We start from the raw sequence: 23,762 nt of genomic DNA, 5'->3' as shown, positions 1-23,762 counted from the left end.
CAAGATGAGGCCCCGGCAGAACCTGCCGGGGTCTTTCCTTTGGCGCTGGACAAGCCGGCGCCACCGGGCCAAATTCGGCGCCTCGGAGGGCTGGACATGGCGCGCAAGATCATCATCGACACCGATCCTGGGCAGGACGACGCGGTTGCGATCCTGCTGGCGCTGGCCTCGCCAGAGCTTGATGTTCTGGGCATAACGGCAGTCGCGGGCAATGTTCCGCTGGACCTTACGGCGCGAAACGCCCGCATCGTGTGCGAGATCGCGGGCAGACCTGAGGTGCGTGTCTACGCGGGCTGCGACCGGCCCATGGTGCGAAAGCTTGTCACGGCCGAATATGTGCACGGCAAGTCCGGCCTTGACGGGATCGAGCTTTTCGAGCCGGGAATGCCCCTGCAGCCCGACCATGCCGTCGACTTCCTGATCGACACGTTGCGGCGCGAAGCGCCGGGAACGGTGACGCTCTGCCCGCTGGGCCCCCTGACAAACATAGCGACGGCTTTTGAACGCGCCCCCGACATTGTGAACCGCGTGGCAGAGATCGTCCTGATGGGCGGGGCCTATTTCGAGGTGGGCAACGTCACGCCCGCTGCCGAATTCAACATCTATGTCGATCCGGAGGCCGCGGACATCGTGTTTTCGGCAGGCGTACCGATCGTGGTTGTTCCGCTGGACGTCACGCACAAGGCGCTGACATCGCGGGCGTGGGTCGAACGGCTGCGCGCGATGGGCACGAGCGTCGGCAATGCCGTGGCGGGTCTGACCGATTTCTTCGAACGCTTCGACATGGCGAAGTACGGCAGCCAGGGCGCGCCGCTGCATGACGCCTGTGTCATCGGCTATCTGCTCAAGCCCGAACTGTTCACGGGCCGCCACGTCAACGTGATGATCGAGACCAAGGGTGAATTCACCGTGGGCATGACGGTGGCGGACTGGTGGCGCGTGACGGGACGGGAACCCAACGCGATGTTCCTGGGCGGCATCGACCGGGACGGGTTTTTTGAAATCCTGACCGAACGGTTGGCGCGGCTTTGACCGTTTTGCTGACGCTCGCCGCGCCAGAGGATCTGGATCGGCTTTTGCCTCTGGTCGCGGCCTATCAAGACTTCGAGGGGATCGAGACGTCAGAGGCGTTTCGCCGTGCGGCGCTGGTTCCGCTTCTGGACGGCACGAAACTTGGTGCGGTGTGGCTGATCGGACCGCGCGCGGCGCCGGTGGGCTACATCGCGATGGGGCTTGGCTGGTCGATCGAACTTGGCGGGCCAGATGCGTTCGTCGACGAACTTTTCGTTCTGCCAGAGGCGCGCGGGCAGGGTGTTGGCCGCGCGGCGCTTGCCCACCTGAGCGCGGAACTGAAGGTGCGCGGCGTTGTCGCCCTGCACCTGGAAGTGGCGCGAGACAACCGTGACGCACAGAGATTTTACGAGCGTGAGGGCTTTCAGGCGCGGGATCGCTATTTTCTCATGACCAGACAGCTCTAGATTATGAACATGACCTTAGCCCTGCCCTTCGACAATTCCTATGCGCGGCTGCCGGACCGCTTCCATGTGCGGCAGAACCCCGTTCCCGTGGCCGATCCTGGCCTGATCGCGGTCAACGATGCGCTGGCGCGCGACCTGGGGCTGGATCCAGACGCGCTGCGCACCCCCGAGGCGATCGCGGCCCTTGCCGGCAACACCGTGCCTGGGGGCGCGCAACCGCTGGCGCAGGCCTACGCCGGACACCAGTTCGGCGGATGGGTGCCGCAGCTTGGCGACGGGCGCGCGATCCTTCTGGGCGAGGTTGTGGCGCCGGACGGGCGCCGCTTCGACATTCAGCTGAAAGGCGCGGGACGGACGCCGTTTTCGCGCAGCGGAGACGGGCGTGCCTGGATCGGCCCGGTGATCCGGGAATACATCCTGTCCGAGGCCATGGCCGCGCTCGGCGTGCCGACCACGCGGGCCCTGGCCGCGGTGACGACGGGCGAGCCGGTCTTGCGCGACTCCGCCCTTCCCGGGGCGGTTCTGACGCGTGTGGCCGCCAGCCATATCCGGGTCGGCACGTTTCAGTATTTCGCGGCGCGCGAAGACGCCGAGGCTTTGGACATCCTGACCCGCCACGTCATCCAGCGCCATTATCCGGATGTGGAGGGGCCGCTTGGGCTGCTGGATGAAGTGACCGCGCGTCAGGCGCGGCTGATCGCGCGGTGGATGAGCCTGGGGTTCATCCACGGGGTGATGAACACCGACAACATGGCCGTATCCGGAGAGACCATCGACTACGGCCCCTGTGCCTTCATGGATGCCTACCACCCGCGCAAGGTCTTTTCGTCGATCGATCAGTTCGGACGCTACGCCTATGGCAACCAGCCGCGGATCGCGGTCTGGAACCTGGCGCAGTTCGCATCCTGCCTGCTGCCATTGATGGGCGAAGAAGCCACCGCGGTCGAGGCCGCGAGCGACAGCATCAACCGCTTTCCCGCGATCTACGAAGACGAATGGCTCCGCCTGTTCCGCGCGAAGATCGGGATCACCACCGCGGCGGATGGTGACTATGCCCTGATTGCGGGGCTACTTGATATCATGGCGGAACAGGGCGCCGACTTCACAAGGGTTTTCCGCGGACTGGGCACTGGCCTGGCCGTGGCCGAGTTCGCCGACACCACGCTTTTCGCGGAATGGGAACAGGTCTGGCGCACGCGCATCGCCGATGAGCACGATCCCCAAGCGGTCATGCAGGCCGCGAACCCCGCCTACATTCCCCGCAACCACCGTGTTGAGGAAGCGATCCGTGCCGCAACGTCGGGCGACCATGCCCCGTTCCACCGGCTGAACGCCGTGCTTGCGCGCCCCTTCGAGGACCGGGAAGAAGACGCGGCCTATGCGCTTGCGCCCCTGCCCGAAGAAGAGGTCCGCCGCACGTTCTGCGGAACCTGATCCGTCCTACCGCCGCTTGCGAAACAGGCGGCGGTTGGCGGCAATGAATTCCCTAAGCGCCGCGGTCAGTCCGCCAAGCTCTTGCCCTTTCAGGTAGGCGAGGCCCGCGATCGCGCCGATGCTGGCCCCGATCGTGTCCACGATCAGATCCCCCATGGTGTCGAGCAGGCCAGACTTTTGCATGTTGAAACCGAAGAGTTGGTCCATCGCGAACTCGAAGATTTCCCACAGCGTGCCAATGGACAGGGCAAAGCAGAAGCTGATGAAGGCGACGGCCCAGGCCGGCGCGGCATAGCGGTCGCCCTTGAAAAGCATGAAGACGAACAGGAACCCGGCCAGCCCGAAGCCCACTGCCGAGCCGCCGTGCAGGATCACGTCCCACCACCAGTAGCGATGGTAGAAATCAAACGCCTCGCCCAGGAAGATCGTGCCGAAGATGAAAAGCACGATCCAGGCGAAGAAACGGACCGGCAGGCGTATCCCGAACCGGCGCGAAGCGACGACGGGAAGGATCGACAGGCCAAAGGTCGCGGCGGACACGAAGGCAAGCGACCAGCGGCCCTGGAACAGCGCCAGGACGAACGCTACGACCAGCACCGCCCAGATCATCTGGACCAGTATCGGCTGACGCAGGATGCGACGGTACAACATCAAAGAAAGAAAGGTGCGACCTTGTACGGCTTCAAGTCCCGCGCCGGGGGCGCTACACCGGGACCATGAAACTGCGTCTCGCCTCTTACAACGTCCACAAGTGCGTGGGTCTGGACCGCCGCCGCAAGCCGCATCGGATCATCGATGTCATCAACGAGGTCGACGCCGACATCGTCGCGCTTCAGGAGGTCGACCTACGACTGGGCAGCCGCCCGGCGGCCCTGCCCCTGCCCCTGGTCGAGCATGAGACCGGCTACCATGTTCCCGATTTCGCCCCGGAAAGTCCAAGCCTGGGCTGGCATGGGCAGGCGATCCTGCTGAGGCAGGGCATCGAGGTCACGGAAATCCGCCGCATCCTCTTGCCTGGGCTTGAGCCGCGTGGCGCACTGATGGCCGAACTGGCCTGCGACGGCCTGCGCTTTCGCATCATCGGCGCCCATCTGGGGCTTCTGCGCCGCTACAGGCTGATGCAGATGGCGGCGATCCGGGCCGCTGTATCGGCCCGCGCGGTCATGCCGACGGCAATCCTGGGCGATTTCAACGAATGGTCGTCGCGCTACGGCATGACCCCCTTGACCGATGACTTCCGCGTTCACGCACCCGGCCGGTCCTTTCCCGCGGCGCGGCCGATCGGACGACTTGACCGGATCGGGCTGTCGGAGGGCTGGCATCTGAAACAAGCGGGCGTTCATGCCTCGACGCTCGCTCGGATCGCCTCGGATCACCTGCCGGTCTGGGCCGACGTCACGCTTTCCTTGGACGGTTGATCAGGACGATCCCCACGGCGACCAGGATCAGCGCCGCGAACAGCCGCGGCCCGACGGGTTCGTCCAAAAGCAGCCAGCCAAGCGCGACGCCGAAGACCGGGGTCAGGAAAGCAAAGCTTGCCACGCCCGAGGCCGGATAGACGGACAGAAGCCAAAGCCAGAAGGCGAAGCCCGCCGCTACGACGACCACGCCCTGATAGAGCAGCCCCGCCAGGTGAATGGGTTGAAGATCCCGGATGAAGGGGCCGAAGAACGGCGCGGCCAAAAGCAACAGAGGCACCGACACAAGCACCTGCCAGAACAACTGCATGTCCGGGCGCAGCCGCGCCAATCGCGTGGCGCGCGCCAGGATCGCGATCGCGGCCCAGCACATCGCCGCGACGACCGCGCAAAGGTCACCGGCCAAGCTTGACTGTCCGCCGGGGACGCGATCGCTGAGCGCAAGAGCAACGCCGGAAAAGGCCGCGGCAAGACCGACGATGCGCATCCCGTTCAACCGTTCGCCTGGCAGCAGGAAATGCGCGGCCAGCGCCATCCAGACCGGCATCGAATACAGAAGGACGGCCGTTCGCGTCACCGTGGTAAGGTCAAGCGCAAGGAACATGAACAGGAATTCGAACCCGAAGACGAGCCCCACCGCGACCCCGGGCCCCGCCATGTCGCGCGAAAGCCGCGCCGGGCGTCCACGCCAGCGCATCCAGCCCCAAAGCGCCACCACGGCGATCAGCGATCGCAACCCCGCGAAGAACACCGGCTGAAGCCCCGCGTTGACCATCTTGATGATGATCTGGTTGAACGCCAGGAACAGGGCAAATCCGCCAAGCGCGACTGCCCCGAAAGCGTCGATGCCGTTGCTGCGCTCCATGTTCCCCCCTCGACCGCCTGCGCGACCGGAAGCGCTTGACGCCCCGATGTCAAGGGCCGGCGGCCCGAAACCGGGGCTCCCGGAACGGGAAAAACGCGCTTTAACCTTGGTCGCTATGGGCTTAAACCCGGCATCGGACTCGGGGAACCGGACGCATGGCGAAAAGCATCATCGCGCGCTGCGAGGCCAAGGGCCTCAGACTGACCGAACAGCGTCGGGTGATCGCGCGCGTGCTGGAGGAGTCGGACGACCATCCCGATGTCGAAGAGCTTTATGCCCGCGCCTGTGTCGTCGACCCCAAGATTTCGCTGGCCACGGTCTACCGGACCGTGCGGCTTTTCGAAGAGGCGGGGATCCTTGAAAAGCATGAGTTCGGCGATGGCCGCGCGCGCTACGAGGATGCCGAGCGGGCGCATCACGACCACCTGATCGACCTGAACACGGGCGAGGTGATCGAGTTCTGCGACCCGGAGATCGAGGCGCTTCAGGAAAAGATCGCCGCGCGCTTGGGATACAAGCTCAAGGGCCACCGGATGGAGCTTTTCGGCGTTCCTGTAAAGCCCCGGAAAAAGGGCTGAGTGGGATGTCCAACCTCCGCGGCATCGCTCTTATCCTCTACGCGATGGTTGTCTTTTCCATCGAGGACGCGCTGATAAAACTGCTGTCGCAAACCCTGCCCATCGGTCAGATCCTGGTGATCGTCGGGGTTGCCGGCGCGCTTGTCTTCTTCATCGCGGCGGGGGATGGTGGCAGGGCCGCGACGGTCCGCGCGGGGCTTGTGCCAGTCGTTCTTCTGCGAACCGTCGGCGAAGGTTTCGGCGCGCTGACCTTCGTCACTGCCCTGTCGCTCCTGCCCTTGTCGACGGTCGCCGCAGTGTTCCAGGCCACACCCCTTGCCGTGACGGCCGGCGCCGCGATCTTCATGGGAGAGCGCGTCGGATGGCGGCGCTGGATCGCCGTCCTCCTGGGGTTCGCGGGCGTCCTGATGATCATACGCCCCGGAACCGAAGGTTTCCGGATCGAGGCGCTTCTTGTCGTCATCACGGTCATCGTCATCGCCATGCGCGACCTGGTCACGCGGCGCATACCCCCGCACGTCCCGTCGGTCGCAGTATCCTTCTACGGCTTCCTGGCCGCGGCAGTGGCCGGCGCGGTCCTGATCGCACTTGGGGAACGCCCCATCATGCCGGGCAGCAACGAGTTGTGGATGATCGCCTTGATGATCGCCGCCTCCACTACCGGCTACTATGCCATCGTCGCCGCGATGCGGCTGGCAGAGGCGTCCGCGCTGATGCCCTTCCGCTATGCCCGGCTTGTGCTGTCGCTTGGGATCGGTGTCGTCGTCTTTGCCGAGCACCCGGACGCGATGACGCTGGCCGGCGCCGCGGTGATCGTTGGCGCCGCATTCTACACCTATGTTCGCGAACGACGGTTAGCGCTAACGCTTCAGGTTGCCTGATTCCTCTTTCCCTCGCGCGGGCAAGCGCGTAAACACCGCCGCAACAGTCATTTCCGGCGCCAGGGAGAGCCTCATGAGCACGATCATCGACATCCACGCCCGCGAAATCCTCGACAGCCGCGGCAATCCGACCGTCGAGGTCGACGTGACGCTTGAGGACGGAACACTGGGCCGCGCCGCGGTTCCCTCGGGGGCGTCCACGGGTGCGCACGAAGCGGTTGAAAAGCGCGATGGCGACAAGACACGCTATCTGGGCAAAGGCGTGCTTGAGGCGGTCGCGGCCGTGAATGGCGAGATCGCGGAAAACCTGCTGGGCGCGGACGCGACCGAACAGGTCGAAATCGACCGCCTGATGATCGAAATTGACGGCACGCCGAACAAGGCCCGTCTGGGCGCGAACGCAATCCTTGGCGTGTCGCTCGCTGTCGCCAAGGCCGCGGCCGATTTCACCAGTCAGCCGCTTTATCGCTACGTGGGCGGCACAAACGCCCGCGTCCTGCCGGTGCCGATGATGAACATCATCAACGGCGGCGAACACGCCGACAACCCGATCGACATCCAGGAATTCATGATCATGCCCGTCGCCGCCGCGAACATCGGCGACGCGGTGCGCATGGGATCCGAGGTCTTCCATACGCTGAAGAAGGAACTTTCGGCGGCGGGCCTGGCCACGGGCGTCGGAGACGAGGGTGGTTTTGCCCCCAACCTGTCGTCCACCCGCGCGGCGCTGGACTTCATCCTGAAGGCGATCGAGAAGGCGGGCTACAAACCTGGCGACGACATCTACCTTGCGCTGGATTGTGCCTCGACCGAGTATTTCAAGGACGGCAAGTATGTCCTGTCCGGCGAAGGCAAGACCCTGTCACCCGAGGAAAACGTCGACTACCTGGCAGCGCTGGTCGCCGATTATCCGATCATCTCGATCGAGGACGGCTGTGCCGAGGATGACTGGGCCGGCTGGAAACACCTGACCGACGTTCTGGGCAGCAAATGCCAACTGGTAGGCGACGACCTGTTCGTGACGAACCCCGCACGCCTGTCGCAGGGGATCAAGCAGGGCGTGGCGAACTCCATGCTGGTCAAGGTCAACCAGATCGGCACGTTGACCGAAACGCTTCAGGCCGTCGATATGGCCCACCGTGCGCGCTACACCAACGTCATGTCCCACCGTTCGGGCGAGACCGAGGACGCAACCATCGCCGACCTCGCGGTCGCCACCAACTGCGGCCAGATCAAGACCGGATCGCTTGCGCGCTCGGACCGGCTTGCGAAATACAACCAGCTGATCCGGATCGAGGAGATGCTGGGCGAAACCGCAGAATACGCGGGCCGGTCGATCCTGCGCGGATAAGGCATGCAGGCATGGGCCTTGCGCTCAACAACGCTTTGGCTTTGCTGATCGAGGCGTGGCTGGTCTGGGCTGTGGCACGGGCCGGCTACGCGGCCAGCGACGCCGCGCTGTTACGCTGGCCGCTCGCCCTGATCGCAACGACGCTCGTGGTTGCGCTTTGGGGGCTGTTTGCGGCACCCAAGTCGGCACGAAGGCTTGGCGACAGCGGATTGATTCTGTTCAAGATCGGGGCCATCGCCGTTGGCGCCACGGCCACGGCCCTGGTCTACGGCCCGGTTCAGGCTGCCGTTTTCGCGGCCTTTGCGGCCACCCAACTGGCGCTGGCGGTGCGCCTTGGCGTTCTTTAGCGCCACGCCCTTACAGCGCGACCTTGTATTCCTGGATCGTGTTGCCGCCATCCACGACGATCAGCTGACCGGTCATGTAGCTTGCCTCCTCTGCGGCGAGGAACAGGACGGCGTGGGCCACTTCTTCGGGGCGGCCGGGACGACCCAGCGGCGTGTAGCGGCCAGCCGTGATCTCGGCCTCGCTGGACGATCCGGTCTGAATCCATCCCGGGCCGACGCAGTTCACGGTCACCCCCTTTGGACCTACGTCGATCGCCAGGGCGCGCGTCATGCCCAGGATGCCGGCCTTGGCCGTGGCGTAGATCGACGATGTGGGAATGCCGACCACCGGCCCCGTGACCGAGGACATCTGGACGATGCGTCCGTAGCCGCGCGCCGTCATGCCCGGCAGCACCGCCCGCGTCATGCGAAAGACCGAGGTCAGGTTGATGTCGATGCCGCAGGCCCAGTCGGCGTCGGGCGTGTCCGCCAGACCAAGGGACTCGGTATCGTGCCCCGTCTGCACCATGCCTGCGTTGTTCACAAGGATCTCGATCGGCCCAAGCGCGGCCTCGGTCTGGGCAACAAGCCGGTCCACGTCTGCCTGACGCGTCAGGTCGGCGGTCGTGGCGAAGGTACCGTCGGCCCCAAGCTCTGCGTGCCGGTCGTGGATGCGGTCGGTGGTCGAGGTGATCGCGACCTTCGCCCCCTGCGCCTTCAGCACCTTGGCGCAGGCAAAACCGATGCCGCTGCCGCTGCCCGCCCCGGTCACAAGCGCCACCCTGCCCCGCACTCCCGCCATGTCCGTCTCCCCGCCAGGTCACTCCACTCCAGACTAGCTGCCCGAAGCATCGGCAAGCAACGGGCTTGCGGGCGGTCCGGACTGGCGTCATGGTCCAATCCATGACTGCCGATGATATCATTCAGACGCTGGACCTGCGGCCGCACCCTGAAGGGGGCTGGTACCGCGAAACATGGGTTGCGCCTGGAGAGGGCCGCCCGTCGGGCACCTGCATCTACTTCCTACTGCCCGCGGGCGAGCGGAGCCACTGGCACCGCGTCGATGCCGATGAGATTTGGCACCATTACGCAGGCTCCCCTGCGATAGTTTCCACATCAGAAACGGAAAAAGGGCCCGCCACGGACAGTGTGCTTGGAAAGCATATCTTGGAGGGGGAAAGGCCCCAGATCGTGGTCCCCGCTGAACACTGGCAATCCGCGCGGACGACCGGCGACTGGACGCTGGTGGGCTGCACCGTTTCGCCGGGCTTCCGTTTCGAGGGTTTCGAGCTTGCGGCACCCGATTTCGACATCTCCCGCGGCTGACCATTTCGCGGGCCTGAACGGAAAACGACGCATAAGGCGCGAAATGGCGGATCACCGAGACTTTCTTTCCGGCCTGTCCCCCGACCACAAGGCCGATCTGACGCGAACCAGTGACTGGGCGGGGCTCATCCATCTGGCCCTGCACGGCGGGCTGATTGCGCTTTTTGGAACGCTGATCGCGCTCCAGATTCCGCTCTGGCCGCTGCTTCTGCCGGTTCAGGGCATCCTGATCGTCTTTCTTTTCACGCTGGAGCACGAATGCACGCACCGGACGCCCTTCCGTTCACCGGCGCTGTCGGATTGGGTCGGGCGGGTCAGTGGGCTGCTGATCTTCCTGCCGTTCGAGTGGTTTCGCTACTTTCACCTGGCCCATCATCGTTTCACAAACATTCCGGGACAGGATCCGGAGCTTGAGGGCACCAAGCCCAGGACGCCCGGCCAATGGATCCTGCATGTCTCCGGTCTGCCGCTGTGGCGCGCCAATCTGGCGCTGATCCTGCGCCTGACGACGGACCGGGAGCGGGCGGCCTACCTGCCCGAGCGCGCCCTGCCCCGGATGAACCGCGAAGCGCGTATCATGCTTGGTCTCTACGCGCTTGCGGCCATGTCGCTCTGGTGGTCGCCGCTTCTGCTTTGGGTATGGCTGCTGCCCATCGTGATCGGGCAGCCTTTCCTTAGGCTTTACCTGCTGGCCGAACATGGCGATTGCGCCTTTGTGGCCAACATGTTCGAGAATACCCGCACCACGTTCACCAACGCCCTTATCCGGTTTCTGGCCTGGAACATGCCCTACCACGTGGAACATCACGTCTTTCCCGCGGTGCCCTTCCACCGCCTGCCTGACCTGCACCAGCTGATGCGGCAGAACCTGAAGGTGACGGCCAGGGGATACACCACCTTCACGCGCGACTACCTGGCGCGGCGGCTGCGCTGAATGTGTCGGTGACAAAGTGACGGTGGCGGGCAACGGAGCGTTCCGCTAGTCAGGCCGCGAGCCAGGGGGGTCGCGATGGCAGAGGTACGGACACCGGGAATTCAGACTGGCGACACCTTGCCGGGCTTCCTGTTCGCGCTTGCGGCCTACGTGCTTTGGGGATTCCTGCCGCTTTACATGAAGGCGCTGGCGCATATCCCGCCGCAAGAGGTGATCGCTCACCGCGTCCTGTGGTCGGTTCCGGTGGCCGGCGCGATCCTGATCGCGACGGGCCGCACCGCGGATCTGATGCGTGCGTTGCGCACGCCACGAATGCTGGGCATGGCGGCCGTTACGGCGGCGCTGATTTCGCTCAACTGGGGGATCTATGTCTGGGCGATCGGGTCGGGCCATGCGCTGGACGCGGCGCTTGGCTATTACATCAACCCGCTGTTCTCGGTCTTTCTCGGCGCGGCGCTGTTGGGCGAACGGCTGTCCAGGCTGCAGTGGCTGGCAATCGCGCTGGCCGCGCTTGCCGTGGCGATCCTGACGATCGAGGCGGGGCGCCTGCCGATGGCCGCGCTGGCGCTGACCTTGACCTGGGGTTGCTACGCCTTTTTCAAGAAGTGGCTGCCGATCGGACCAAATCAGGGCTTCATGCTGGAGGTGCTGCTGCTGACGCCCCCGGCGCTGGCCTATGTGGTGTGGCTTGCCGGTAGCGGGCAGGGCCATCTGCTTGCAGGTTCGACCTTCGATAGCTGGATGCTTGCAGGTTGCGGCGTCGTCACAGCGGTTCCGCTGGTGCTTTACGCAAACGGCGCAAAACGGCTGACGCTGTCGACCATCGCGATCATGCAGTACATCGCGCCAACCATGATCTTCCTGACCGCGGTCTTCGTCTTCGGCGAGGAATTCGATACGACTCGCAAGATCGCGTTCCCCCTGATCTGGGCTGCGCTGGCGATCTACACCACGGCGATGGTGCGCGGCCGCCGGCGCGTCGCGGTTTAAAGCCGTCTATATCTCGATTGCGGGCGGATAGTTGATCAACCCGCCGCCCACTGCCGCCCCGACGCCCGTGGTCGTGGGACAGGATGTCGGCATTCCACGCGCCACACGAACGGCAAGATAGGCGAAGGCCTGCGCCTCAAGCATGTCGCCATCCAGCCCCACCTCCTCGACGGGCGAAACGGGCGCGTCGAGTTCATCGTCCAGCATCGCCATCAGCGTCACGTTGTGGCGCCCGCCGCCGGTGACAAGAATGCGCTCGGGCGGCAGGGGGAAATGATCGGCGGCCAGTCCCACAGCCACGGCAGCGGCACAAGTCAGCGTGGCGGCTGCATCGGCGTCCGACAGATCGGCAACCATGTCCAGAAGCCCGTGGAAGTCGTTCCGATCCAGCGACTTCGGCGGCATCTTCAGGAAATACGGATGATCCAGGAAGCGCGCGATAACACCCCGGTCGACCTTGCCGTCGGCGGCGATCCGACCGGCGCTGTCATATGAAAGACCCAGGCGCATCACCATGAGATCATTCACGGGTGCGTTCGCCGGGCCCGTGTCGAACGCGAGGCAAGCCCCGGGCACCTCGGGCGCGGGTTGGGTGGGATCGACCCATGTCAGGTTCCCGACACCGCCGAGGTTCAGGAAGACAAGGGGCGCGCGGGCATTCATCCAGCGCGCGCAGGCGAAGTGGAAGAAGGGGGCAAGCGGCGCCCCCTGCCCGCCCAGATGCATATCCGCGGAACGGAAATCCCAGGCCACGGGCCTGTTCAGAAGCTCCGCCAGCCGCGCCCCGTCACCGGCCTGATGGGTGCGCCGCCCGCCTGGATCGTGGGCCAGGGTCTGGCCGTGAAATCCTACAAGCTCCGCGTCGGCGGCCAGGGAGGCCATGACCTCGGCGTGGGCGGCCTCGATCACGCGCGCGGCGGCCGACACGCCCGGCCCGCCCGGCCATTGCCCGAAGGCCGCGCGGATCACGATGCTTTCATCCTCGGAGTACGGGCGATAGGCCGTGTCGCCGAAGGCCTCGATCCGGTGGCCGTCGGTCAGCACCAACGCCGCATCGACCCCGTCGAGCGAGGTTCCTGACATGGCGCCAAGCGCCCAGATGGAACCGGATTTCATCATGCCCTTTTCCTCGCCCGCCCCCACAGATATACGCAAGGCGCAATCTATGGGACAAGCGGCGATGACCTACCATCCGAAATCCGATTTCATGCGCGTGATGATCGAGCGCGGCTTTCTGGCCGACTGCACCGATTATCAGGGCCTGGACGAGGCTTTGGCAAAGGGGGTGGTTCCCGCCTACATCGGCTTCGACGCGACCGCGAAATCGCTGCATGTGGGATCCCTGATCCAGATCATGATGCTGCGCTGGCTTCAGAAGACCGGGCACAAGCCCCTGGTCCTCATGGGTGGCGGCACGACCAAGGTCGGCGATCCTTCGTTCCGCGCCGAGGAGCGGCCGCTTCTGACACCGGCGCAGATCGACGACAACATCGCAGGCATCAAGCGCGTCTTTTCCGCCTACGTCGCGTTCGGCAGCGCGCCGACCGACGCCCTGATGCTGAACAACGCCGAGTGGCTGGACGAGCTTAACTACCTTGATTTCCTGCGCGACATCGGCCGGCATTTCAGCGTCAACCGGATGCTGTCGTTCGAAAGCGTGAAATCGCGGCTGGACCGCGAACAGTCGCTGTCGTTCCTCGAATTCAACTACATGATCCTCCAGGCCTACGACTTCCTTGAGCTGAACCGCCGCTACGGCTGCCTTTTGCAGATGGGCGGCTCGGACCAGTGGGGCAACATCGTCAACGGGATCGACCTGACACGCCGGGTTCTGGACAGGGAGATCTATGGCCTTACTTCGCCGCTGCTGACCACCTCGGACGGCAAGAAAATGGGCAAGTCGGCCTCCGGCGCGATCTGGCTGAACGCGGAAATGCTGAGCCCGTACGAGTTCTGGCAGTTCTGGCGCAACACCACGGATGCCGACGTCGGGCGTTTCCTGAAGCTCTACACCGAGCTTCCGCTTGACGAATGCGAGCGGCTGGGTTCGCTCGAGGGGGCCGAGATCAACCAGGCGAAGGTGATCCTTGCGAATGAGGTGACGACCCTGGCCCACGGCGCAGAGGCGGCGGCCGCGGCCGAGGCGACAGCGCGCGAGGTCTTTGAAAAGGGCGGCGTGGGTGAGGATCTGCCGACGCTGAAGCTGACGCCGGAAGAACTGGGCGACGGCATCAGCCTGGCGCAGCTGATCGTGCGCTCGGGCCTGGCGAAATCGGGCAAGGACGCGAAGCGCCTGATCGCCGAGGGCGGCGCACGAGTGAATGACGACCTGGCGACGGACGCCGGCCAGATGTTCGGCGCAAGCCACCTGGTTGAGCCCCTGAAGCTGACGGCAGGCAAGAAGCGTCACGCGCTTGTGGTGCTGGGCTAGTCGGCGGGCGGCGTCGTGGCCACCGCGCAACGCATCGTCGCGGTCGACCTGGCGCGCGGCGGTGCGCTGGTCGGGATGGTGGCCTTTCACCTGACCTACGACCTTGCGATCTTTGGGTTCATTGACGCGGCGGTGCCGTTCAGCGGCTTCTGGTGGGTCCTTGCCCGCGCGGTCGCGGGGGCCTTCCTGTTTCTTGCAGGCGTCAGCATGTGGCTTGCCCATGGGCGGTCATTTCGCCCGCGGGCCTTTCTTCGGCGCCTTGCGGTTCTAATCGCGGCGGCGATGCTGGTATCGGCGGCAACATGGTTGGCCATGCCGGGAAAGTTCGTCTACTTCGGCATCCTTCACTCGGTCGCTGCAGCCAGCATCCTGGGCCTGATCTTTCTTCGGGTTCCCGCCCTGTGGACCGCCATTGCCTCGGGTCTGGTCCTGTTCGCCCCAGCGGCTTTGCGCGATGAAGCCTTCAACAGTCCCTGGCTCTGGTGGACAGGCCTTTCCACGGTCTGGCGGGCGGCCGCGGATTTTGAGCCTGTGCTGCCCTGGTTCGCACCATTTCTGGCGGGCATGGCCCTGGGACAAACCGGCGTTCTGAAACGGTTGCCGTTGTCAGCGGGTGGCATGCGGGCCCTGCGCCCGGTGGCCTGGGCGGGCCGGCATAGCCTGATGATCTATCTTGTCCATCAGCCGATCCTGATAGGGCTGGTCTGGTGCGTCGCACAACTGTTGCATCGGGGCTAGGCTCGAAATGAAAACTCCGCCCTGGATTCACCGGGGCGGAGCCTGTGCGTCACAATTCGGCTGAGGGAAGGATCAGTTCGCGACGGTCACGTCGACCATGACGTCGGGATCGGAAACCGCCCCGCTCTGACCTTCGCCGCGCTTGATCTGATCGACGACATCCATCCCTTCGATCACATGGCCCACGACCGTGTATTGGCCGTTCAGGAACTCGCCCGGGGCGAACATGATGAAGAACTGTGAATTCGCGCTGTCGGGATTTTGCGAGCGCGCCATGCCGACGGTGCCCCGCAGGAACGGTTCGGCAGAGAACTCTGCGGGAATGTCGGGAAGCTCTGACCCGCCCATGCCGGCCATGGAGAGATCTCCACCCGACTTGCCGAACTGCACGTCGCCGGTCTGCGCCATGAAACCGTCGATCACGCGGTGAAAGACAACGCCGTCATAGCCGCCGGCTTCGGCGATCGCCGTGATCTGCTTGACGTGCAGCGGCGCCACCTCGGGAAGCAGGTCGATGACGACACGACCGGTCGCTTGGCCAGTGACCTCGATCACGAGGTTGGGGCCGGGGCCGTCGGTCGTGTCGGCTTCGGTCCCAGACTGGGCGACCGCAACCATGGTTCCAAGCGCGAGGAAGCCCGCTGCGAAAAGACCACCCGCAATAAGCCGCGGATCACGCATCGGCAGCCACCTTGACCGAGATCATGCGGTCGGGGTTCATCGGCGGCTCGCCGCGCTGGATCTTGTCGACATGTTCCATTCCCGCAATCACACGACCGTAAACCGTATACTGGCGGTTCAGGAAGTGGTTGTCCTTGAAGTTGATGAAGAACTGGCTGTTGGCCGAGTTCGGGTTCTGCGACCGCGCCGCACCCAGCGTTCCGCGGTCATGCGGGACGCCGGAGAATTCGGCGGGCAGGTCCGGCAGGTCCGAACCACCGGTTCCCGCGCGGCGCGGATTCCAGCCCTGCTCCATGTTCGCGTGCTCCACGTCGCCCGTTTGGGCCATGAAGCCGTCGATCACGCGATGGAAGGCGACGTTGTCGTACTTGCCCGCGCGCGCCAGCTCCTTCATCCGCTCGCTGTGTTTGGGAGCCACATCGGGCAGAAGCTCGATCACGACGGGGCCGTCCTTCAGTTCGATGATGATGGTGTTCTCGGGATCCTTGATCTCGGCCATTATGGTCTCCTCGCGAAAAGTTTCGCGGAACCTAGTGCGGGTGCGGGCGTATTGGAAGGGCAAAGCGACGGCTTCGGTTGACCTTTGCCGAATGTTGCGCTGAATGGGCGGGAAAGGCGGGGGCTGGACCCGCATATGAAAGGATACCGCGATGCGCTGGAAAACCCTCGATGACATGGACCTGCAGGACAAGACGGTGCTTGTCCGTGTGGACATCAACGTCCCCGTGGAAGCCGGCCAGGTTACCGACGCGACGCGCATCGAAAAGATCGTGCCCACGGTCAACGACATCCTTGAAGCGGGCGGGCGACCCGTGCTGCTGGCCCACTTCGGGCGCCCCAAGGGTCAGGTCGTGCCCGAAATGAGCCTTCGCATCACTGTTCCCGCGTTGGAAAAGGCGCTTGGACGACCTGTCGTCTTTGCCGAGGACTGCATCGGCGGCCCTGCCAAGAAGGCTGTCGCGGCGATGAAGCCGGGAGATGTGGTGCTTCTGGAAAACACGCGTTTCCACAAGGGCGAGGAAAAGAACGACCCGGTGCTGGCCGCCAGCATGGCTGCGCTTGGACAGGTTTATGTCAACGATGCCTTTTCTGCCGCGCACCGGGCCCATGCCTCGACCGAGGGGATCGCGAAGATCATGCGCTCCTGCGCGGGCCGGCTTATGGAAGCGGAGCTGAAGGCGTTGAACGCCGCGCTTGGCGATCCCGAGCGGCCCGTCGCCGCGGTGGTCGGGGGGGCCAAGGTTTCGACCAAACTCGACCTGCTGGGAAACCTTGTCACCAAGGTCGATCACCTGATCATCGGCGGCGGCATGGCCAACACCTTCTTGGTCGCCAAGGGCGTCGGAGTGGGCAAATCGCTGGCTGAACACGACATGGCCGAGACCGCGCGGTCGATCCTTGCGAAGGCGCTGGAAAGCGGGTGCGCGGTACACCTTCCCACCGATGTTGTCGTCGCGAAAGAGTTCGCGGCGGGCGCTGCAAGCCAGGTTGTCCCGGCCGATGCCTGCCCCGAGGACGCCATGATCCTTGACGCCGGTCCGGAGTCGGTCGCCGCCATCGGCGCTGTCTTCGAACAGTGCCGGACCCTGATCTGGAACGGCCCATTGGGCGCCTTCGAGATCGAGCCTTTCGACGCGGCGACGAACGCGGCGGCGCGCAAGGCCGCAAAGCTGACCAAGGCGGGGCGACTGGTGTCGGTCGCCGGCGGCGGCGACACGGTCGCCGCACTGAACAAGGCCGGGGTCGCGGGGGATTTCACCTACATCTCGACCGCTGGCGGCGCCTTCCTTGAGTGGATGGAGGGCAAGGTCCTTCCGGGGGTCGCCGCGCTGGCGGAATGAACGGACCAGTGCACTGGCCGGCACGGGCCTGGGACGCCAGTTCCATGGCTGTGCTTGCATAGGCCGTCATGGCAAACGGGAGATTGGGGCGTTCTGGCCGTTTACGCGTCGCCTGGCTTTCGCGACGATGACCAAAGCTGGACGCCCCCCCTTTTTCAGTGGCAGAACACCCGGAAGCGTATCCAGAAAATTCGAGCTGCCCTGATCCTCAGGAAAGGTGGTTTCGACATGCGTAGGGATGCCCTTTCCCAGGGCCATTGTTAACGCCACCACATTTGCATCGCCCCCAACGCTCGCCTAAGAGTCGTTCGAGGGCCACGAGCCCAGGAAATCCTCGGCGGAGAGAATGATGGCACGGCAGGATCAGGCGAAACAGATGCGCACGGGCAAGGGTTTTATCGCAGCCCTTGATCAGAGCGGCGGCTCCACGCCCAAGGCGTTGAAACTTTACGGCATCGCGGAGGGCGCCTGGTCGAATGACGAAGAGATGTTCCAGCTGATTCACGAGATGCGCAGCCGTATTGCGACCTCCCCCGCCTTCACTGGTGACCGGGTGGTGGGCGCGATCCTTTTCGAGAGAACCATGGACGGCGAGATCGGCGGAAAACCGGCGGCCCGGTACCTTTGGGAAGACCGCGGCGTCGTACCATTCCTGAAGATCGACAAGGGGCTTGAAGGCGATACCGATGGCGTGAAGCTGATGAAGCCCATCGGCGGACTTGACGCGCTGCTGGAACGCGCCGTCAAGGCCGGGATCTTCGGCACCAAGGAGCGTTCGGTCATCGATGCCGCAAATCCCAAGGGCATTGCCGACTGCGTGGCGCAGCAATTCGATCTGGCGCGACAGGTTCTGGCGCATGGCCTGATGCCGATCATCGAGCCTGAGGTCACGATCTCCATCCCCGACAAGGCAGAAGCCGAGGACATTCTTCTGGCCGAAATCCTCAAGCAACTGGACGCGCTGCCCGAAAGCACCGAGGTCATGTTGAAACTGACGCTGCCGACAAATCCGAACCTCTACAAGCCACTCGTGGATCACCCCAAGGTCATGCGCGTCGTGGCCCTGTCCGGCGGCTACAGCCGTGAGGAGGCAAACGCACATCTGGCGAAGAACAACGGCATGATCGCGAGCTTCTCGCGCGCATTGACCGAAGGTTTGTCTGCACAGCAGTCGGATGAAGAGTTTGATGCAAAGCTGGATCACGCCATCCAGTCGATCTACGACGCGTCGATCACCTGAACCGGCTTTCACGATACAAATCAGGGGATTCCCTTAGCGAATCACCTGTGCCATTATGCCTCGCAGTCGCCCGTCAGAGGTGGCAGCGAGGCAAATCATGAGCGCGACACGCAACTCCCCCCGGATCGGGCCGGTCCTTTACTATGCAGGGGCCATGGCGGCGGCCTTCTATTTCACCTTCGCCGCTGTGCAAGGGGATTTCGGCGTGTTTCGCCGTGTGCAGATCGGCGCCGAGAAAGCCAGCCTGATCGAAGAGCGCGATCGCCTGCAGCACGAGGTGACGCGGATGGCGAACCTGACCCGCCGCCTTTCGGACGATTATCTGGATCTTGACCTGCTCGACCAGCAGGCGCGCGATGTGCTTGGCCTGCTTCGTTCCGACGAACTGGTCATTCGCTGATCGCGCCGGGGCAATCTTTGACACGCGGAGCGGAAATTTCGCTCGCACTTTCGCCTTCTATGCAGTAAGAATAGTTCAACGTTGAACTACTTTTCCGCCATTGGGAGGTTGCCGCTATGGCCGCAAGAAAAGGCGCAGCGAAATCAAACACATCGAAAGAAGAGCTGCTTTCCTACTACCGCGAAATGCTGTTGATCCGGCGATTCGAGGAAAAGGCCGGCCAACTCTACGGCATGGGCCTGATCGGCGGCTTCTGTCACCTGTACATCGGTCAGGAAGCGGTTGTCGTCGGGCTGGAGGCCGCTGCCGAAGAGGGCGACAAACGCATCACATCCTACCGTGACCACGGGCACATGCTGGCGTGCGGAATGGACCCGAAAGGCGTGATGGCGGAACTGACCGGGCGCGAGGGCGGGCTGTCCAAGGGCAAAGGCGGTTCGATGCACATGTTTTCCAAGGAAAAGCACTTCTATGGCGGCCACGGGATCGTGGGCGCGCAGGTTCCCCTTGGGGCTGGCCTGGCCTTCGCCGACAAGTACAAGGGCAACGGTCGGGTGACCTTCACTTACTTCGGCGACGGCGCGGCCAACCAGGGCCAGGTCTACGAGACATTCAACATGGCGGCGCTTTGGAAGCTGCCGGTGATCTTTGTGATCGAGAACAACCAATACGCCATGGGCACGGCCCAGAGGCGCTCGACCTCCACCCCCGAACTGCACACGCGCGGCCTCGCATTCGGAATTCCGGGTGAAACGGTTGACGGGATGGACGTGCTGGCCGTCAAGGCCGCAGGTGAAAAGGCAGTGTCGCACTGCCGCGAGGGCAAGGGCCCCTACATCCTGGAGGTCATGACCTACCGCTATCGTGGGCACTCGATGTCGGACCCCGCGAAGTATCGCACCCGCGAAGAAGTCCAGAAGATGCGCGACGAACGCGACGCGATCGAGCATGTGCGCGATCTGCTGTTGCAGGGCAAGCATGCGACAGAGGACGACCTGAAGGCCATCGACAAGGAAATCAAGGCAGTCGTCAACGAGGCTGCCGAGTTCTCGAAAGAAAGCCCCGAGCCGGCGCTCGAAGAGCTTTGGACCGACATATACGCGTGAGGGGGGACTGACGCATGGCTACCGAAATTCTGATGCCCGCCCTGTCGCCGACGATGGAGGAGGGAAAACTCGCCAAGTGGCTGGTCAAGGAGGGCGACACCGTCTCTTCCGGCCAGATCATCGCGGAGATCGAGACCGACAAGGCCACGATGGAGTTCGAGGCGGTTGATGAAGGCACCGTCGGCAAGATCCTGATTGCCGAGGGGACGGAGGGCGTGAAGGTGAATACGCCCATCGCCGTGCTGGTCGAGGAAGGCGAAAGCGTTTCGGACCTTGCCACGCCCGTGCAGGAAACGGCGTCAGCCACGCCTGAAAAACCGGCATCGGCCGCGCCTGCAACGGCGGCTCCTGCCGCGCCAGCCGCAGACCGGTCACCCGACTGGCCGGAAGGCAACGCAATGAAGACCATGACCGTTCGCGAGGCTCTGCGAGAGGCGATGGCCGAAGAGATGACGCGCGACGAAGATGTCTATCTCATGGGCGAGGAGGTGGGCGAGTATCAGGGCGCCTACAAGATTTCGCAGGGTCTGCTTGACCAGTTCGGCTCGAACCGCGTGATCGACACCCCCATCACCGAGCATGGCTTTGCCGGGATCGCAGTGGGTTCGGCCATGGCGGGTCTGCGCCCGATCGTGGAATTCATGACTTTCAACTTCGCAATGCAGGCGATTGACCACATCATCAACTCTGCCGCCAAGACGCTTTACATGTCGGGTGGCCAGATGGGCTGCCCCATAGTCTTCCGGGGCCCCAATGGTGCCGCAGCCCGCGTGGCGGCGCAGCACAGCCAGGACTACGCGGCATGGTACGCTCAGATCCCCGGCCTGAAGGTCGTTCAACCATATTCCGCGGCCGATGCGAAAGGGCTGCTGAAAACCGCGATCCGCGATCCGAACCCGGTGATCTTCCTCGAGAATGAAATTCTGTATGGCCGGTCTTTCGAAGTGCCGGATATGGAGGATTTCACGATCCCGTTCGGCAAGGCCAAGGTCTGGCGCGAAGGGTCGGACGTGACGATCGTGTCGTTCGGCATCGGGATGACACACGCGCTTGACGCCGCCGAAAAGCTGGCGAGCGAGGGAATCAGCGCCGAAGTGATCGATCTACGAACACTGCGCCCCATAGACTACGACACCGTCATCGCATCCGTGATGAAAACGAACCGTTGCGTGACGGTCGAAGAAGGTTGGCCGGTCGCCTCGGTCGGCAACCACCTTTCCGCGGTGATCATGGAGCGCGCGTTCGACTGGCTCGATGCGCCAGTAGTCAACTGCACTGGCAAGGACGTGCCGATGCCGTATGCGGCAAATCTGGAAAAGCTGGCGCTGGTGACTTCTGACGAGGTCGTATCGGCGGTCAAGAAAGTCACCTACCGTTGAGGAGATGAGACGATGGCAACCGAAATCCTGATGCCCGCACTGTCTCCGACGATGGAGGAGGGGACGCTCGCGAAATGGCTGGTGAAGGAGGGCGATACCGTCACCTCCGGAGACATCATGGCCGAAATAGAAACCGACAAGGCCACGATGGAGTTTGAAGCGGTCGATGAGGGGATCGTCGGCAAGATTCTGATCGCCGAGGGCACATCGGGCGTGAAAGTGAACACGCCGATCGCGATCCTCGTCGAAGAGGGTGAAAGCCCGGACACCGCAGCCGCACCAGCGGCAAAGCCCGCCCCTGCCCCAGCTGCCTCCACTTCTGCACCTTCGGCAGCTCCTGCTGTGGCGCAGCCGTCTGTCTCTGCTGCCTCAAGCGGAAGCCGGGTCATGGCGTCGCCTCTTGCGCGGCGGCTTGCAAAGGAGAAAGGGCTAGACATCAGCACCTTGACCGGATCCGGGCCGCATGGCCGGATCGTCAAGTCGGATGTTGAGGCGGCATCAGAAACGCCGAAGGCTGCGGCACCGACGATCGCAGAGGCGCCCGCAACGCAGGCGCAACCTGTTGCGGCCCCAACTGGCATGCCATCCAGCATCGTCGCCAAACTCTACGAGGGTCGGGAATATACAGAGATCGCCCTTGATGGAATGCGCAAGACGATCGCTGCGCGCCTGACGGAAGCCAAGCAGACGATCCCTCATTTCTATCTGCGCCGCGAGGTTCGGCTTGATGCGCTGATGAGTTTCCGGGCGCAGTTGAACAAGCAGCTCGAAGCCCGCGGAGTAAAGCTGTCGGTTAATGATTTCATCATCAAGGCCTGCGCCAACGCACTGCAAGCCGCGCCTGATGCAAACGCAGTATGGGCAGGAGATCGAATTCTCAAGCTTAAACCATCTGACGTCGCTGTTGCCGTGGCGGTCGAAGGCGGCCTGTTCACACCGGTCCTAAAAGACGCAGAAAAGAAGACACTCTCCGCTCTCTCTTCCGAAATGAAGGACCTGGCGGCGCGCGCCAAGACCAAGAAACTCGCGCCCCACGAGTATCAAGGCGGGAGCTTTGCCATTTCGAATCTGGGAATGTTCGGGATCGAGAATTTTGATGCCGTCATCAACCCACCTCATGGCGCCATTCTGGCCGTGGGCGCTGGCGTCAAGAAGCCCGTGGTCAAGGCAGACGGAGAGCTTGGGGTGGCGACGGTCATGTCGATGACGCTGTCCGTCGATCACCGCGTTATTGACGGCGCGTTGGGCGCGACGCTGCTTCAAGCAATCGTAGACAATCTGGAAAATCCGCTGTCCATGCTCGCTTGATCAGACGGGCCTAGTAAAATGGCCGGGGATTTTTGCCCCGGCCACTTTCGCCCAACAGTTCAATTGTAGCGATCACAAGAGTGGCGCTTCGCCCCCGAACTTTAGCCATGATATCACGACCTTAGCGCGTCTCTTGAGCAGGCTGCAGCCTGACTAAAGAGCCATCGCGCCGACAGAATGTCGCCTGGACCGGATCATATGCCGTCGTCAATCAGCTGATCCATCGCCAAAGCCGGTTGTGCGCAACCCGCTTCTCCGATCACCTTGGCCGGAACGCCGGCGACTGTCGTGCATTTCGGAACATCGTGCAGCACAACCGATCCCGCGGCGATACGAGAGCAATCGCCGACATGGATATTCCCAAGGACCTTGGCACCCGCACCAATCAGCACCCCGTTCCCGATCTTCGGGTGGCGGTCGCCATCTTCCTTGCCAGTGCCGCCCAGCGTCACCGAATGAAGCATCGAGACGTTGTCGCCTACCACTGCGGTTTCCCCAATCACGATTGAATGGGCGTGGTCAATCATGATGCCTTTGCCAATACGCGCGCCGGGATGGATATCCACCCCAAAGACTTCGCTCACACGCATCTGGACAAAGTAGGCCAGATCACGACGCCCCGTCATCCACAGCCAATGGCCGATGCGATAAGCCTGAACCGCCTGATAGCCCTTGAAGAAAAGAATCGGCTGCAGAAAACGATGGCAGGCCGGATCTCGGTCATAAACCGCAACGCAGTCCGCGCGCGCCGACTGGCCGATTTCAGGGTCCGATGCCAATGCTTCATCCGCAATCTCACGCAGAATCTGCTCGCTCATCTCACCCGAGGCGAGCTTGAGTGAAAATCTGTACGCCAGAGCACGTTCCATCGACGGATGGTGCAAGACGCCGGAATGTATCAACCCTCCAAGCAGCGGCTCGTCACGAACCGCCGCCCGCGCCTCTTCGCAAATATGCGTCCAAACCGGATCCACCGATGCTACTTTGGGCTTTCTCTGGGCCATGGGAACACCTCCGCGCTAGCTTTCGTATATCAGATAGGCGAGCACGGCGAAAC

26 protein-coding genes are annotated in these 23,762 nt (G+C 63.5%); 19 read left to right on the top strand and 7 right to left on the bottom strand.

Features of this window, described 5'->3' with window-relative positions; translation table 11 throughout:
- Positions 1 to 96: 96 nt before the first annotated feature.
- Genes OEW28_RS08000 through OEW28_RS07990 form a run of 3 tightly spaced genes read left to right on the top strand, consistent with a single transcriptional unit; the run spans position 97 to position 2,912 of the window.
- A complete protein-coding gene (locus tag OEW28_RS08000) occupies positions 97 to 1,032 on the top strand; it encodes a nucleoside hydrolase (protein ID WP_263734172.1) in 936 nt (311 codons plus the stop codon).
- A complete protein-coding gene (locus OEW28_RS07995) occupies positions 1,029 to 1,478 on the top strand; it encodes a GNAT family N-acetyltransferase (RefSeq protein ID WP_263734171.1) in 450 nt (149 codons plus the stop codon). The genes OEW28_RS08000 and OEW28_RS07995 overlap by 4 nt, the downstream gene beginning before the upstream one ends.
- A 9-nt stretch (positions 1,479 to 1,487) precedes the next feature.
- Positions 1,488 to 2,912, top strand: a complete 1,425-nt coding sequence (locus tag OEW28_RS07990) for a protein adenylyltransferase SelO (RefSeq protein ID WP_263734394.1) — start codon at positions 1,488 to 1,490, stop codon at positions 2,910 to 2,912.
- A 6-nt stretch (positions 2,913 to 2,918) separates the two neighbouring features.
- Here the strand turns inward: OEW28_RS07990 and OEW28_RS07985 are convergent, their stop codons facing one another.
- On the bottom strand, positions 2,919 to 3,563 hold the full coding sequence (locus OEW28_RS07985) for a hypothetical protein (protein WP_263734170.1): 645 nt from the start codon (positions 3,561 to 3,563) through the stop codon (positions 2,919 to 2,921).
- Between the two features lie 65 nt (positions 3,564 to 3,628).
- Between OEW28_RS07985 and OEW28_RS07980 the strand changes: the two genes are divergently transcribed.
- The gene (locus OEW28_RS07980) at positions 3,629 to 4,330 is read left to right on the top strand and encodes an endonuclease/exonuclease/phosphatase family protein (protein WP_263734169.1); all 702 of its coding nucleotides are present in this window, start codon (positions 3,629 to 3,631) and stop codon (positions 4,328 to 4,330) included.
- Here OEW28_RS07980 and OEW28_RS07975 read toward each other — a convergent pair.
- Positions 4,308 to 5,195, bottom strand: a complete 888-nt coding sequence (locus OEW28_RS07975) for a DMT family transporter (RefSeq protein WP_263734168.1) — start codon at positions 5,193 to 5,195, stop codon at positions 4,308 to 4,310. The genes OEW28_RS07980 and OEW28_RS07975 overlap by 23 nt on opposite strands.
- Before the next feature lie 155 nt (positions 5,196 to 5,350).
- On the opposite strand from OEW28_RS07975, the gene OEW28_RS07970 reads away from it, so the two are divergent.
- The 4 genes from OEW28_RS07970 (at position 5,351) to OEW28_RS07955 (ending at position 8,352) form a co-directional block, all read left to right on the top strand.
- Positions 5,351 to 5,773 (top strand): Fur family transcriptional regulator, encoded by a 423-nt coding sequence (locus tag OEW28_RS07970; RefSeq protein WP_263734167.1) that lies wholly within the window; start codon positions 5,351 to 5,353, stop codon positions 5,771 to 5,773.
- 5 nt (positions 5,774 to 5,778) lie between these two features.
- The gene (locus tag OEW28_RS07965) at positions 5,779 to 6,654 is read left to right on the top strand and encodes a DMT family transporter (protein WP_263734166.1); all 876 of its coding nucleotides are present in this window, start codon (positions 5,779 to 5,781) and stop codon (positions 6,652 to 6,654) included.
- Positions 6,655 to 6,727: 73 nt separating this feature from the next.
- Positions 6,728 to 8,005: a phosphopyruvate hydratase gene (gene eno / locus OEW28_RS07960; protein ID WP_263734165.1), complete on the top strand. Its 1,278-nt coding sequence runs from the start codon at positions 6,728 to 6,730 to the stop codon at positions 8,003 to 8,005.
- 11 nt (positions 8,006 to 8,016) lie between these two features.
- Entirely contained in the window at positions 8,017 to 8,352 is a 336-nt protein-coding gene (locus OEW28_RS07955) for a YrdB family protein (protein ID WP_263734164.1), read from the top strand.
- Between the two features lie 10 nt (positions 8,353 to 8,362).
- Here OEW28_RS07955 and OEW28_RS07950 read toward each other — a convergent pair whose 3' ends face one another.
- Entirely contained in the window at positions 8,363 to 9,133 is a 771-nt protein-coding gene (locus OEW28_RS07950; protein ID WP_263734163.1) for an SDR family NAD(P)-dependent oxidoreductase, read from the bottom strand.
- A gap of 101 nt (positions 9,134 to 9,234) precedes the next feature.
- Between OEW28_RS07950 and OEW28_RS07945 the strand changes: the two genes are divergently transcribed.
- The 3 genes from OEW28_RS07945 to rarD all read left to right on the top strand — a co-directional run bounded on the left by OEW28_RS07945 (position 9,235) and on the right by rarD (position 11,581).
- A complete protein-coding gene (locus OEW28_RS07945) occupies positions 9,235 to 9,657 on the top strand; it encodes a cupin domain-containing protein (RefSeq protein ID WP_263734162.1) in 423 nt (140 codons plus the stop codon).
- Between the two features lie 43 nt (positions 9,658 to 9,700).
- Positions 9,701 to 10,591, top strand: a complete 891-nt coding sequence (locus OEW28_RS07940) for a fatty acid desaturase (RefSeq protein WP_263734161.1) — start codon at positions 9,701 to 9,703, stop codon at positions 10,589 to 10,591.
- A gap of 75 nt (positions 10,592 to 10,666) precedes the next feature.
- Complete coding sequence (gene rarD, locus OEW28_RS07935) at positions 10,667 to 11,581, top strand: EamA family transporter RarD (RefSeq protein WP_263734160.1); 915 nt, start codon at positions 10,667 to 10,669, stop codon at positions 11,579 to 11,581.
- A 6-nt stretch (positions 11,582 to 11,587) separates the two neighbouring features.
- On the opposite strand, the gene OEW28_RS07930 is transcribed toward rarD, so the two are convergent.
- Positions 11,588 to 12,700 carry an anhydro-N-acetylmuramic acid kinase gene (locus OEW28_RS07930; protein ID WP_263734159.1) on the bottom strand — a complete coding sequence of 371 codons (1,113 nt, stop codon included), beginning with the start codon at positions 12,698 to 12,700 and terminating at the stop codon, positions 11,588 to 11,590.
- 61 nt (positions 12,701 to 12,761) lie between these two features.
- Here OEW28_RS07930 and tyrS point away from each other — a divergent pair, with 61 nt between their 5' ends.
- Positions 12,762 to 14,012, top strand: coding sequence for a tyrosine--tRNA ligase (tyrS, locus tag OEW28_RS07925; RefSeq protein ID WP_263734393.1), 1,251 nt, complete (start codon positions 12,762 to 12,764; stop codon positions 14,010 to 14,012).
- Positions 14,013 to 14,027: 15 nt separating this feature from the next.
- Positions 14,028 to 14,750, top strand: a complete 723-nt coding sequence (locus OEW28_RS07920; protein WP_263734158.1) for a heparan-alpha-glucosaminide N-acetyltransferase — start codon at positions 14,028 to 14,030, stop codon at positions 14,748 to 14,750.
- A 72-nt stretch (positions 14,751 to 14,822) separates the two neighbouring features.
- Here the strand turns inward: OEW28_RS07920 and OEW28_RS07915 are convergent, their stop codons facing one another.
- Positions 14,823 to 15,431, bottom strand: a complete 609-nt coding sequence (locus OEW28_RS07915) for a peptidylprolyl isomerase (protein ID WP_412174782.1) — start codon at positions 15,429 to 15,431, stop codon at positions 14,823 to 14,825.
- Positions 15,424 to 15,930, bottom strand: coding sequence for a peptidylprolyl isomerase (locus OEW28_RS07910; RefSeq protein ID WP_263734157.1), 507 nt, complete (start codon positions 15,928 to 15,930; stop codon positions 15,424 to 15,426). The genes OEW28_RS07915 and OEW28_RS07910 overlap by 8 nt, the downstream gene beginning before the upstream one ends.
- Positions 15,931 to 16,081: 151 nt before the next feature.
- Between OEW28_RS07910 and OEW28_RS07905 the strand changes: the two genes are divergently transcribed.
- The 6 genes from OEW28_RS07905 (at position 16,082) to OEW28_RS07880 (ending at position 22,705) form a co-directional block, all read left to right on the top strand.
- The gene (locus tag OEW28_RS07905; protein ID WP_263734156.1) at positions 16,082 to 17,272 is read left to right on the top strand and encodes a phosphoglycerate kinase; all 1,191 of its coding nucleotides are present in this window, start codon (positions 16,082 to 16,084) and stop codon (positions 17,270 to 17,272) included.
- 349 nt (positions 17,273 to 17,621) lie between these two features.
- A complete protein-coding gene (locus OEW28_RS07900; protein ID WP_263734155.1) occupies positions 17,622 to 18,512 on the top strand; it encodes a fructose bisphosphate aldolase in 891 nt (296 codons plus the stop codon).
- A gap of 97 nt (positions 18,513 to 18,609) precedes the next feature.
- Positions 18,610 to 18,912 carry a septum formation initiator family protein gene (locus tag OEW28_RS07895; RefSeq protein ID WP_263734154.1) on the top strand — a complete coding sequence of 101 codons (303 nt, stop codon included), beginning with the start codon at positions 18,610 to 18,612 and terminating at the stop codon, positions 18,910 to 18,912.
- 116 nt (positions 18,913 to 19,028) lie between these two features.
- The gene (gene pdhA / locus OEW28_RS07890) at positions 19,029 to 20,018 is read left to right on the top strand and encodes a pyruvate dehydrogenase (acetyl-transferring) E1 component subunit alpha (RefSeq protein ID WP_263734153.1); all 990 of its coding nucleotides are present in this window, start codon (positions 19,029 to 19,031) and stop codon (positions 20,016 to 20,018) included.
- Positions 20,019 to 20,032: 14 nt separating this feature from the next.
- Positions 20,033 to 21,397 (top strand): pyruvate dehydrogenase complex E1 component subunit beta, encoded by a 1,365-nt coding sequence (locus OEW28_RS07885; protein ID WP_263734152.1) that lies wholly within the window; start codon positions 20,033 to 20,035, stop codon positions 21,395 to 21,397.
- Between the two features lie 12 nt (positions 21,398 to 21,409).
- A complete protein-coding gene (locus tag OEW28_RS07880; protein WP_263734151.1) occupies positions 21,410 to 22,705 on the top strand; it encodes a pyruvate dehydrogenase complex dihydrolipoamide acetyltransferase in 1,296 nt (431 codons plus the stop codon).
- Between the two features lie 194 nt (positions 22,706 to 22,899).
- Here the strand turns inward: OEW28_RS07880 and cysE are convergent, their stop codons facing one another.
- A complete protein-coding gene (cysE, locus tag OEW28_RS07875; RefSeq protein WP_263734150.1) occupies positions 22,900 to 23,709 on the bottom strand; it encodes a serine O-acetyltransferase in 810 nt (269 codons plus the stop codon).
- Positions 23,710 to 23,762 lie beyond the last annotated feature (53 nt).

This window comes from Albidovulum marisflavi (genome assembly GCF_025751435.1).
Lineage (GTDB): Bacteria > Pseudomonadota > Alphaproteobacteria > Rhodobacterales > Rhodobacteraceae > Albidovulum > Albidovulum marisflavi.
Note: the sequence above shows the minus strand (reverse complement) of the source record. Positions and strands in the feature narration are given on the sequence as shown.